Raw genomic sequence first — 11,557 nt, 5'->3', positions numbered from 1 at the left:
CACAAAGTCCCCTGTAGCGGAAACCCCAGAAGTCCGTGAAGGCCTCCTTGAGGGACCCAGGGTCCCTCAAGGAGGCCTTCACGGACTTGGGTTAGGGGGCACCGGGAGGGGCAGCGGCGCGCATTCGACGTCGGCTGTCCGCCCCGGTTTGCGTTCGGGCAGTGCCCCGGTCGCCAGGTAGCCGGCGATCCGGTTGTCGACGCACGCGTTGCCGCGCGGGGTGATGGCGTGACTCGTGCCGCCCGGCTCACCGATCAGGCGAGCACCGGGGAACCGGCTACGCACCTCGAGGCTGCCTTCATACGGCGTCGCCGCGTCGAGTGTCTCGCCGATCATCAGCACACTCGGAACCTTCGAGCCATCGACCTTCACCGGCTTGCCCGGCTTCGCGGGCCAGTACCGGCAAGGAGCGTTGTACCAGGCGTTCTGCCACGTGAAGTACGGCGCCTTCTCATGCGTGCGCCAGTTGTCGCGCCTCCACTGCTGCCAGCTCGGCGGCAACTTCACGTCGGTGCACACGACGGCGACGTAGACCGCGTAGCCGTTGTCGTCGCCGCGTCCGCCGAAAGCGTCGAACAGGCCTTTCATCGTCTGCCAGTCGCCCTTGCCGAACTTCGCCAGCGCGTCACCTAGCAGCGTCCAGTTCAGCTGGCGGTACGAAGCCTGCAGAAAGACGTCGAGGAACTCGTCGGGACCGATGTAGCCGCCCGCCGGCGCCGCGGCCAGCTTCTTCAGCTGCGCGTCGAAGACGTGCTTCACCGCGGCCTGGGTCTTGCCGAGGTGGTAGACGTCGTCGTGCGAGGCGACCCAGCCGAACCAGATGCCGAGGTTGACGTCGGACGCGAGATCCTGGTTCAGGAAGGCCTGATACCACACGTTGCGAGGGTCCACAGTGGAATCGAGAACCATGCGGCGGACGTGCCGAGGGAACAGTGTCCCGTAGACCTGACCGAGGTAGGTGCCGTAGGAGTACCCGTAGAAGTTCAGCTGCTCCGCGCCGAGCGCCTCGCGGATGCTTTCCATGTCCTTGACCGTGTCGGTCGTCTTCATGTTCTCGAGCAGCGCGCGGCTGTTCTTCTCCGCGCACGCGTCGGCGTAGGACTTCGAGCGCCGCAACCAGGTTTCCTCCAGCTGCCGCGTCGTCGGCACGTAGTTCGGCCGGTTGTAGTCCATGTGGTTCGGGATACAGGAAAGCGCGGGCTTGCTGGAACCGACACCGCGCGGGTCGAAACCGACCCAGTCGTAGGCGTCGCCGGCGTGGTTCGGCACGCGCGGCCCGCGGGTCGCGAGCAGCAACCCGGAACCGCCGGGCCCGCCGGGGATGGTCAGCATGACGCCTTGGTATCGCGCGTCGGGCGCCTTATGCTTGACGCGGCTGAGCGCGAGCTGGATCTTCTCGCCGCGCGGCCTCGAATGGTCCAGCGGGACCTGCAGATGACCGCATTCCGCGCCGGCGTTGATCAAGGTCTGGTCGGTACAGGCTCCCCAGGTGATCGTCTCGGCGGGCCGCGCTTCTTCCGCGGCGACGGCGGGCGCGGTCACCGCGAGCGTGGCCACGGCCAGTGCGGTGACGAGAACACGGCTCAAGGTTCTCCCCTTCCTCCGAAGGTGAAAGCCCAGGAACCCTATCCACGTCCATGACCCGCGATAGCCCTTCGGCGAAGGTCCCTGCAAACGGCGGGTCCCGATCGCGGCAAACCGGGCAACGCGTTAACCGGTTGGGAGGCCGCGCGGGGGGCGCTAGGATCTCGATCATGATCTGCCACGTCCGCATGCGCACCGCCTGAGACGGCGTGACCGCAGGGCCGCCCGCGACCGGGTGGCCCCTTTTCCGCGCGCCGTCTGACGTTCCTTCACGAATTCAGACAGGACATCATGCAGAACACGCATATCGCCATGATCGGCAGCACCGCGCCGAGCCACATCTACCCGTCGCTGGCCGTCATCCGTGAGCTGGTCGGCCGCGGGCACCGGGTCAGCTACGCCGTGGGCGAACCGCTCACCGGGTTGATCGAACCGACCGGGGCCGAAGTCGTCCCGCATCCGTCGATCCTCCCGCTCGGCGACCAGTCGGCGTGGCCGGAGGATCCGGCTTCACAGATGCGGGTCTTCCTCGACGAGGGCATCCAGGCGATGCCGGTGCTCACCGATTTCTACGACCGGAACCGTCCGGACCTGCTGCTGTACGACATCGGCGGACTTCCGGCTCCGCTGCTCGCCAGGCGCTACGACGTTCCGGCGGTGCAGCTTTCGCCGACCTATGTCGCCTGGGAAGGCTATGAAGAGGACATGGGCGAGATCCTGACCTCGATCCGGACCTCACCGTCCGGAAAGGACTATTTCGCCACCTTCACCCGGTGGCTGAACGAGAACGGCATCGAGGCCGACGCCTGGGACTGGATCTCCCATCCGCCCCAGGTGCTCGCGCTACTGCCGAGGGCGATGCAACCCAACGTCGAACGAGTGCCGTCGTCGGTCCGCTTCGTCGGCCCGGCACTGGACCCGGAACGTCTCGCCGACCGGAGCTGGACCCCGCCGTCGAACGGCAGGAAGGTCCTGCTGATGTCGCTCGGCACGGCGTTCACCGACCAGCTGGACCTGTTCCGCGCTTGCGTGGACGGGTTCCGCGACTCGGACTGGCACGTGGTCATCTCGATCGGCCAGACCGATCCGGCCGCGCTCGGGCCGCTGCCCGAGCACATCGAGGTGCATCCGTTCGTCCCACAGCTCGCGGTATTGGAGGCCGCGTCGGCGTTCATCACGCACGCCGGCATGGGCGGCAGCACGGAATCGCTGTGGTACGGCGTGCCGACCGTCGCGATCCCGCTGGCCACCGACGGTTTCGGCAACGCGGCGAAGCTGGCGGAACTCGGCGTCGGCGAGCAGCTCCCTGCCGGCGAGGTGACGGCGCCCGCGCTGCGGGCCGCGGTCGAACGGGTGGCCGGGTCGCCCTCGGTCGCCGCGCGTCTTGCCGAGGTCCGGGCCGAGACGCGCGGGAACGGCGGGATCGACCGGGCGGCCGACGCCGTGGAGTCCTTCCTCGCGTAGTCACCCGCTGCAATGAAGGACGCTTTCATAGCAAATTTTGCTATGAAAGCGTCCTTCATGGCACGCGCGAGAGCGTCAGGTGCCCCTGATCTCGTTCAGGTAGTTGTAGATCGTGTACCGCGTGACGTCGAGTTCCCCGGCGAGGTGGTCCACCGAGTCCTTGATGAGGAAGAACCCCGCCTCGTCGAGTTCGCGGACCACGGCCGCCTTGTGCCGTTTCTTCATCAGGTCCACCGGGATCCCGGCCTTCGCCACCGCGCGCCCGACCAGGAACCGCTGCAGGCTGTCGACGTCCGGCGGGAAGGTCTCGGGTTCGTGTCCGTTGGCTTTCGGCGAACCGTCGGACAGCCGGTTGACGCACAGGCAGCCGATCGCGACGCCGTCGGCGTCCCGCAGGAACAGCGTCGAGGAGCGGATCGCCCGGCCGTCGGGGCCGTGGGTCTCGTAGTTCGTCAGGTCCTGCGTGGTGCCGCGGCGGACGAGGCCCAGCAGCAGATCCGTCATCGGCCCGCCGACCGTCCGGCCGGTGAGGTCGCCCGCGATGGCGACGATCGAGTCCGGCAGCCTGCTCAGGTCGTGCAGCAGGACCTCGTTGCCCGGCCCCAGCATCGCCGCGAGCGCGTGCACCGCCGGGACGAGCGCCGTGAGCAGGTCACTCGACGCCACCCCGACCGCGGGAACTCCGGAGAACACGGTGACCGGTTTGTTCAGCCGCTCCAACGCCGTCCGCACCTGTTCCGCCGCGCTCGCCGGAGTGGACGCGTGCGGGGACAGCCGGACGTGCTCCGGCCGCACGGTCGCGGCGATCCCGGCGTCCGCCAGCGCGGCCCCGACCTGTTCGGCGGCCTGCCCCGGGAGGGTGAACGCGAGAATCCCGGCCCGCCGGTCGACGGCCGAAATCACCGCTCCCCCGGCGGATTTCACGACTTCTTCGAGTTCGCCGACGCGTTCGCCGATCCGCGCGGCGATGGCCTCGACGCCCGCCTCTTCGACCAGTTCCAAAGCGGCGGCGAACGCGCCCGACGTGATCGGGCTCAGGTTCGAGATCGACCAGGCCGCCGCGGTCTCGTCGGCAGGATGGATCTCGTCGTCGAACAGTCCCGGGTCACGGGCGCCGGTCCAGCCGGACAGGATCGGTTCCATCCGCTCCAGCGCCCGGTCCGAAAGCACCGCGAAACCGGTGCCCCAGCCCGCCCGCAGCCACTTCTGCCCGCCGACGACGAGCACGTCCGCGACCTCCCACGGCGCCTCGGTCACCCCGAAGCCCTGAATTCCGTCGACCACGAGCAGTCGGTCGCCGACCACCTCACGGATCGCCGCCAGATCGGCGCGATATCCGGTGCGGAAGTCGACCGCGCTCACGCTGACCAGCGACGTCTCCGGCGTCAGCGCCGCCTTGACCGCGTCCGCCGTGACGTTCCCGAGCGGCAGCCGCCGCACGGTCAGCCGTCCCGCCTGTTCGGCCCGCGCCCACGGGTAGGTGTTGGCCGGGAACTCCGTCGAAGACACCAGCGCCTCACCGCCGGGAGCGTTGAACGCCGCCTGGAACAGGCCGAGACTGGTGTGCGGCAACAACACCGTGTGGTCGGTGTCGCTGCCGGAAAGCCGCGCGGCGGCGGCCTTGGCCCTGGTCTCCTGCCGCATCAGGTCGTCCACAGTGGACGGACCGGCCTTGGTGGAGGCGTCGAGCAGGCTCGCCGTCGTGTCGAGCACGGCGTGCGACGGCGGGCCGAACCGCGCGAAGTCGAGGTACCCGGCAGGCTCGTCGAACTGCAGCAGGTACCGCGGGGAGATCCGCGTCATGCGAGGACCCGTGCCAGGAACTGCTTGGTCCGCTCGTGCTTCGGAGCGCTCAGGAGCTCCCCCGGCGGCCCGGTCTCGACGACCACGCCGTCGGCCATGAACACCACCTCGTCCGCGGCTTCGGCCGCGAACCCCATCTCATGTGTCACCACGACCATCGTCATCCCCTCCGCGGCCAACGTACCCATCACCGCCAGCACCTCGCCCACGAGTTCCGGGTCGAGCGCCGACGTCGGCTCGTCGAACAGCATCAGCTTCGGTTTCATCGCGAGCGACCGGGCGATCGCGACGCGCTGCTGCTGCCCGCCCGACAGCTGCGCCGGATAGGCGTCGGCCCGGTGGGCGAGGCCGACCCTGTCGAGCAGTTCGAGCGCCTGGACTCGCGCTTCCCCGGGGTTCAGCCCGAGGACCCGCACCGGCCCCTCGATGACGTTCTGCAGCGCCGTCCGGTGGCCGAACAGGTTGAACCGCTGGAACACCATGCCGATGTCTCGCCGCTGCCGGGCGACCTCACGTTCCTTCAGCTCGTACAGTTTTCCGTTGCGCAGCCGGAAACCGATCGGCTCGCCGTCGACCCAGACCTGCCCGGCGTCGATCGTCTCCAGATGGTTGACACAGCGCAGGAAGGTGCTCTTCCCCGCGCCCGACGGGCCGAGCAGGCAGACCACCTGTCCTTTGTGGACTTCGAGGTCGATCCCGCCGAGCACCTCGGTGTGGCCGTAGCTCTTGCGGACGCCGACGGCTTTGAGCAGCGGCTCAGACACGTTCACTCCTCACCAGCGGCGCGGTGCGCAAGGCCTTGGCGGCACGGGAGAACGGGCTCCTCGACCGGTCTTCGGAGTCGAAGGAGCGCTCCAGATAGTGCTGCCCGACCCCGGCGACGGTCACCACGACCATGTACCAGACGGCGGCGGCCAGCAGCGTCTCCATCACCAGCAGGTTGTTGGACGAGATGTTGTTGGCGGCGTGGATCAGTTCGGTCACGCCGATCACCGACGCCATCGACGTCCCCTTGAGCATGTTGATGAAGTCGTTGCCGGTCGGCGGGATGATCACCCGCATCGCCTGCGGCAGCACCACGCGGCGCAGGGTCGCACCAGGCGACATCCCGATCGACTTCGCCGCCTCGGTCTGTCCACTGTCGACACTGTTCAGCCCGGCGCGGACGATCTCCGCCATGTACGCGCTTTCGTTGAGCGCCAAGCCCAGCAGCGCCGCGGTGAACGCGGTGATCAGCACGTTGGTCTGCTCGTGCAGCAGATAGCCGCCGAACGGCAGCGGGATCGAGATGAACTCGAACACCAGCGCCAGGTTGTACCAGATCAGGATCTGCAGCAGCACCGGAAGCCCGCGGAAGAGCCAGATGTAGCCCGCCGCGAACCAGCGCGCCACCGGATTCGCCGAGCGGCGCATCAGCGCGATCACGATCCCGATGACGATCGCCGAACCCTGCGCGATCACCGCGAGCAGCACGGTGTTGAGCAGGCCGACCGCCATCACCCGGTACCAGAGGAACTCCGGGACGGAATCCCACTGAATCTGGGCGTTCCCGAGCGCGATCCCGAGCAGGATCAGCAGCGCGAGGATGACGACGGCACTGACCCAGCGGCCCCAGTGCCTCAGCCGGACGATCGGCAGCGGCTCGGCTGTCGCCCCGCTAGCTTCCGGCATTGAGCTTCGCCTCCTTGACCGCGCCCTGCTCGACGCCCCAGGCCTGCAGGATCTTGCCGTAACCACCGTCGGCGATCAGGGACTGCAGTGCCTTCTGGACGGACTCGGCCAGCGGCTTGTTCTCCTTGTTGACGCCGATCCCGTACGGCCCGCCGTTGATCGGCTCGCCGGGGACGACCTCGAAGAACTTGCCCTCGCCCGCGGTCCGCGAGATGTAGACCGCACTGGGCAGGTCGTTGAGGATGGCGGCGACCCGGCCGGTGCGGAGCTGGTTCTGGTTCTGGGTGTCGGAATCGGTCGCGGTCACGGTCAGCGCGGGCTTGCCTGCCTGCGTGCACTTGCCGTTCTGCTCTTCGGCGAACTTCTGGTGGCTCGTCCCCTGCACGACCGCGACGTTCTTGCCGCACAACGTGTCCGGGCCGGCGATCTGGTCCGGGTTGCCCTTGCGGACCATGATCGTGATGCCGGAGGAGAAGTAGTCGACGAAATCGATCTGCGCCTGGCGGGCCTTGGTGTCGTTCATCGCGGCCATCGTGAGATCGACGCGGCCGGACTGGAGACTCGTGATCAGCGAACCGAACGCCATGTCCTGGTGGTGCACGGTGACGCCCAGCTTCTTGCCGATGGCCTTGGCGAGGTCGACCTCGTAGCCGATCGGGGTCTTGCCGTCTGCGGCGTAGAAGTTGTTGGGCGCGGACTGCAGGTTCGAGGCCAGGTGCAGCATCCCGGCCTGCGCGTACTTCGCGGGCAGGGTGCCGGCGACGGCGGCGTCCTTCTGGACGGACTCGATCAACGCGGTCGTGTCGGGGATCGCGGCGGGCGCCCCCGGTGCCGCGGGTTCCTGGCCGCCCGCACCGTCGGGCCCGCCTCCGCAGGCCGCGGTGAGGAGCGCGGCCAGGCCGGTGAGCACGGCCAGGCGCCAGGTTCGGGTCAGGGTGAGCGGCGTCGACGGCATGAAGGACCTCCACGGGCTTCGGATGGTCGCCGACGCTACAACTGGCTGTTGAAGAGGTCAACTCTCAGTTGAAATCTGGTCCGGTGGATGTCATGAAAGGGTCGTTCAGGACATTTTTTGTCCTGAACGACCCTTTCATGACGTTTCAGCGAGCAGTGCCGCCCGGATCAGACCGCGACGTAGTTCCCCGAGAGGATGAGCAGGACCTGCACGGTGATGCCGGTGCCGTAGTAGTCCTTGGCGTTCGGCGACCACGTCGTGATCGAGGTCCACAGCTTGTCCAGCCAGGCCTGGCTGCCGGGGTCGTTCATCGCCGCGATGGCGAACGACGCGGTGAAGCAGGGGTGCTGCCCCGTCTGCCCCGGGATCTTGGCGCCCGACAGCAGGTAGCCGGTGGTGATCTTGGCCGGGTCGCCGCCGGTGTTCTGCTGGATCCAGGTGTTCATCTTCCGGACCTGGCCCTGCGCCGGGCTGCCCGACACGGTGATGCCGTCGACGCCGAGCCGCCACGGGTCGCGGCAGGCGTTGTAGCTGTACTTGTCGTCCTTGCCCTCGAGGAAGTCGAAGGGGGCGGGCTTCGGCGTGGAGTTGGTGTTGACGACGAAGTCCGGGATCAACCCGGTCTTCGGCGCGTACTGCTGCTGAAGCTGGGTGACGGCCTTCTCCTGCCGGGTCCGGACCTGGCCCCAGAACGAGTCCCCGGTGGCCTTCTCGAACGCGCGGAGGTGACCCGGCATCCAGTCGGAGGACCGGGAGCTGTTGATGTACTTGCCGCTGTCGGCCCAGTCCGCCAGCCGCATGAACTTGGTGTCGAGGTTGACCTCGCTGCGCTTGATCGCCTTGATGATCCGCAGCGCCTCGGCCTTGTAGTTCACCGAACCGCCGCTGCCCCAGACCTTGTCGGCGAGGAGCAGGCCGTAGGCGATTTCGAGGTCCCCGTCGGTCGCCGAGTCACTGCCGTTGACGCTCTGGCAGCTCTCGTTCTGCTCGGCCGCGTGCAGATCCTTGTCGATCACGGACGGGTGCGCCTTGACGAACTTGAGGATGCCGTCGAAGACGGTCCGGGCCTGCGAGTCCTTGTTCCCCATCATCGCCGCGATGGTCATCCCGTAGCCCTGACCCTCGGCCACGAAGGCGTGGTCGGCGTCCGGCGCCTTGACCGCGTAGGTGCCCGTCCCGCACTTCGTGGTGAGGAAGTTCTTCTTCCAGTAGTCGTAGTACTTGGCGAGGGCGGCGTCCTGCGTCGCCTGCGACACCGAGGGGCGCAGAACTCCCGGCAGGTAAGGGGTTCCCTGAGCGGTCACCGCGGTGGCGGGGGCGGTCGTGGCGACCAGCCCGGCGGTCAGCGCGGCCGCGGCCAGCACTGTCCGAACGGTCTTTCTCATGGCTCCTCCGGAAACGTCGTTGGTGGCGGCGGCGCGTTCCGAGAGTGACATCCGGGTGGGCCAAAAACAAGAGAGTTAAGAAAGTTTCCTTACTATTACCTCAAAAGACGCCTTCATGGACGGTGGCCTAGCGTTGACCGCATGACGATCGACTTGAGCGCGCGCGGCGAGACCTTCCGGGACTTCTGGACCGAGCGGCACCTTGCCACCCTGACCACCGTCCGGCCGGACGGGACCCCGCATGTCGTCGCGGTCGGGGTCACGGTGGACTTCGAGGCCGGGATCGCCCGCGTGATCACGTTCCGCTCGTCCAAGAAGGCCCGCATGGTCAAGGAAGCGGGCGAAAAGGGCATTCCGGTCGCCGCCTGCCAGCTCGACGGACCCCGGTGGTCCACTTTGGAGGGACGCGCGGTGCTGCGCGAAGACCCGGAGTCGGTGCGCGACGCCGAGAACCGCTACGCCGCGCGGTACCGGCAGCCCAAGCCGAATCCGGAACGCGTGGTCATCGAGATCACCGTGACCCGGGTCCTCGGCAACGCCTAACCGGCCAGCACCAGCCGGGTGTATTCGTCGAGGATCTCGCCGAGGTCGGTGAATCCCCCCGCCGAGGCCACCTGCTGATACCCGACCAGCATCGCCAGCCCGAGCGAGGTCACGACCTCCGCGCGACGCCGGTCGGGGATCAGCTCGGCCACCACCTTCCCGACCGTCTTGACCCGGGTGTAGTCGACGCGTTTCTGCGCCACGCGAACGGTTTCGTCGTTCGCCGCCCAGGCACGGATGGCCGCCTCCGCACGATGCCTGAGGCCACGCGTCAGGCTCATCAGCGCGGCGAAGTCCGCCTCGGGCCCGCCGGAACCGAAGTCCAGCTCCCGCAGGATCCACACCTGCCGCTGCGTCCAGAATTCGAGCAGCGCGCCGACGAAAGCCGGCCAGCCGCCGAAATGGTGGTAGAAGGATCCACTGGTGACGCCCAGGCGTTTGCCGAGCGTGCCGACGTTGAGGCCGGCGAACCCGGACTCGGCGAGGATGTCCAAGGCCGCGTCGAAGTACTTCTCGCGGCTGACGATCGACGGCATCAGACGACCCTTCCCCGCCCTTCCCAGTACGGGCGCCGCAAGGTGCGTTTGAGGATCTTGCCGGTCGCGTTGCGCGGCAGCGCCTCCACGATTTCGACCGTACGCGGGCATTTGTAATGCGCCAGCCGTTCCCGGCAGTACTCGACGAGTTCGTCGACGTCGACCCGCTGCCCGGGCGCGAGCGCGACGACCGCCTTGATCTGTTCTCCCCAGCGCTCGTCGGGGACACCGATGACGGCGACCTCGCCGACCGCGGGATGTTCGGCGATGACCCGCTCGACTTCGGGCGAGTAGACGTTCTCGCCGCCGGTGATGATCATGTCCTTGACTCGGTCCTCGATGAAGACGAAGCCACCGTCGTCGACCCTGCCGACGTCACCGCTGCGGACCCAGCCGTCGACGATCGTCTCCGCGGTCGCCTCGGGTTTGCCCAGATAGCCCGCCATCGCCTGGTCGGTCCGGAACCACAGTTCGCCAGGGGTCCCGGGCTCGGCGTCCTCCAGCGTCGCCGGGTCGACGACCCGCATCTCCACCCCGGCCAGCACCGTGCCCGCCGAGGCCAGCCGCTCGGGCCTGGCCGGATCGCGATGCGCTTCCGGATCGAGCGCCGTCACCACTCCCGACAGTTCGGTCATGCCGTAGACCTGCACGAACCTGGTGTCCGGCCAGGCCGCGAGCGATTTCCGCAGCAACGGGAGCGGCATCGGCGACGCGCCGTAACCGAGGTACTTCAACCGCGAGAACGCGGCGACGGCCCGCTCCCCCGCCTGCATGATCCCGGCGACGACGGCGGGCACCAGGAACGCGTGCGTGACACCTTCGGCCAGCGCGCCCAGCAGGGACTTGCCGTCGGGTTCGCGGGTCATCGTCGTCGGCTGCCCGTAGTGGAAACCGATGATGGCGTAACAACTCCCGCCGACGTGGAACAGCGGCATCGCGACCAGGTTGCGGTCGCCTTCCCCCATCGGGAACTGCGCGCCGGCGTTGCGGCTGTGCGCCAGCAGGTTCCGATGCGTCAGCACGGCGCCCTTGGGGAAACCGGTGGTGCCGCTGGTGTAGATGACCAGCGCGCCATCGTGTTCGCCGACCTCGGGTGACAACCCGGCAGGGGCCGCTCCGGCCAGGAAGTCCTCGTACTGGTCGTCTTCTCCGCCGACGACGATCACGCGCTCGACCGACGGCAGCCGGTCACGCAGCGCCTCGACGGCGGCCAGCGATTCCGGACCGGCGAAGACGATCCGCGCGCCGCTGTCGCCGAGGACGTAAGCCAGTTCCTCCGGCGCGAGGCGCCAGTTGACCACCGCGTTCGCGGCTCCGAGCGAGGACGCGCCGAAGGTCACCTCCAGGCAGGCCGGCGTGTTCTTGTCGACGAACGCGACCCTGTCTCCCCTGCCGAGCCCGGCGGCCGCGAGCGCGCCGGTGACCCGCCTCGCCCGCTCGTCGAGTTCGGCCCAGGTGAGCCGTCGCCCTGGGAACGAGAGAGCTTCCCGCTCGGGAGCCGTCTTCGCCCACCGCGCGAAAAGTTCACCGAGAAGCCGCACATCCGGACGCACGTCTTCGGGCATGCCGGACCCCTTTCGCCTGGTCAGAGCCACCATAGAGAGGTCTATGGTGAC

10 protein-coding genes are annotated in these 11,557 nt (G+C 68.1%); 2 read left to right on the top strand and 8 right to left on the bottom strand.

Features of this window, described 5'->3' with window-relative positions:
• Positions 1 to 78: 78 nt before the first annotated feature.
• A complete protein-coding gene (locus ACIHAO_RS08065) occupies positions 79 to 1,587 on the bottom strand; it encodes an alpha/beta hydrolase (protein WP_396555663.1) in 1,509 nt (502 codons plus the stop codon).
• A 288-nt stretch (positions 1,588 to 1,875) separates the two neighbouring features.
• On the opposite strand from ACIHAO_RS08065, the gene ACIHAO_RS08060 reads away from it, so the two are divergent.
• Positions 1,876 to 3,048: a macrolide family glycosyltransferase gene (locus ACIHAO_RS08060; protein ID WP_396555661.1), complete on the top strand. Its 1,173-nt coding sequence runs from the start codon at positions 1,876 to 1,878 to the stop codon at positions 3,046 to 3,048.
• 75 nt (positions 3,049 to 3,123) lie between these two features.
• On the opposite strand, the gene ACIHAO_RS08055 is transcribed toward ACIHAO_RS08060, so the two are convergent.
• The 5 genes from ACIHAO_RS08055 to ACIHAO_RS08035 form a co-directional block, all read right to left on the bottom strand.
• Positions 3,124 to 4,851: an aminotransferase class V-fold PLP-dependent enzyme gene (locus ACIHAO_RS08055; protein ID WP_396555659.1), complete on the bottom strand. Its 1,728-nt coding sequence runs from the start codon at positions 4,849 to 4,851 to the stop codon at positions 3,124 to 3,126.
• On the bottom strand, positions 4,848 to 5,615 hold the full coding sequence (locus tag ACIHAO_RS08050; protein ID WP_396555657.1) for an amino acid ABC transporter ATP-binding protein: 768 nt from the start codon (positions 5,613 to 5,615) through the stop codon (positions 4,848 to 4,850). The genes ACIHAO_RS08055 and ACIHAO_RS08050 overlap by 4 nt, the downstream gene beginning before the upstream one ends.
• A complete protein-coding gene (locus tag ACIHAO_RS08045; protein WP_396555655.1) occupies positions 5,608 to 6,522 on the bottom strand; it encodes an amino acid ABC transporter permease in 915 nt (304 codons plus the stop codon). Before ACIHAO_RS08045 ends, ACIHAO_RS08050 begins: the two co-directional genes overlap by 8 nt.
• Entirely contained in the window at positions 6,509 to 7,477 is a 969-nt protein-coding gene (locus ACIHAO_RS08040; RefSeq protein WP_396555653.1) for an ABC transporter substrate-binding protein, read from the bottom strand. Before ACIHAO_RS08040 ends, ACIHAO_RS08045 begins: the two co-directional genes overlap by 14 nt.
• 167 nt (positions 7,478 to 7,644) lie before the next feature.
• Positions 7,645 to 8,862 (bottom strand): glycosyl hydrolase family 8, encoded by a 1,218-nt coding sequence (locus tag ACIHAO_RS08035; protein WP_396555651.1) that lies wholly within the window; start codon positions 8,860 to 8,862, stop codon positions 7,645 to 7,647.
• A 141-nt stretch (positions 8,863 to 9,003) separates the two neighbouring features.
• Here ACIHAO_RS08035 and ACIHAO_RS08030 point away from each other — a divergent pair, with 141 nt between their 5' ends.
• Positions 9,004 to 9,405 (top strand): PPOX class F420-dependent oxidoreductase, encoded by a 402-nt coding sequence (locus ACIHAO_RS08030; protein ID WP_396555649.1) that lies wholly within the window; start codon positions 9,004 to 9,006, stop codon positions 9,403 to 9,405.
• Here the strand turns inward: ACIHAO_RS08030 and ACIHAO_RS08025 are convergent.
• Together ACIHAO_RS08025 and ACIHAO_RS08020 are read right to left on the bottom strand one after the other, a co-directional pair.
• Positions 9,402 to 9,941 carry a TetR/AcrR family transcriptional regulator gene (locus tag ACIHAO_RS08025; protein ID WP_396555647.1) on the bottom strand — a complete coding sequence of 180 codons (540 nt, stop codon included), beginning with the start codon at positions 9,939 to 9,941 and terminating at the stop codon, positions 9,402 to 9,404. The genes ACIHAO_RS08030 and ACIHAO_RS08025 overlap by 4 nt on opposite strands.
• Entirely contained in the window at positions 9,941 to 11,506 is a 1,566-nt protein-coding gene (locus tag ACIHAO_RS08020) for a long-chain-fatty-acid--CoA ligase (RefSeq protein ID WP_396555645.1), read from the bottom strand. The genes ACIHAO_RS08025 and ACIHAO_RS08020 overlap by 1 nt, the downstream gene beginning before the upstream one ends.
• Between the last annotated feature and the right edge of the window lie 51 nt (positions 11,507 to 11,557).

It is taken from the genome of Amycolatopsis sp. NPDC052450 (assembly GCF_044547565.1).
In the GTDB taxonomy this organism is placed as follows: Bacteria; Actinomycetota; Actinomycetes; order Mycobacteriales; family Pseudonocardiaceae; genus Amycolatopsis.
The sequence above is the reverse complement of the archived record's forward strand: the minus strand, read 5'-3'. Positions and strand labels throughout refer to the sequence as shown.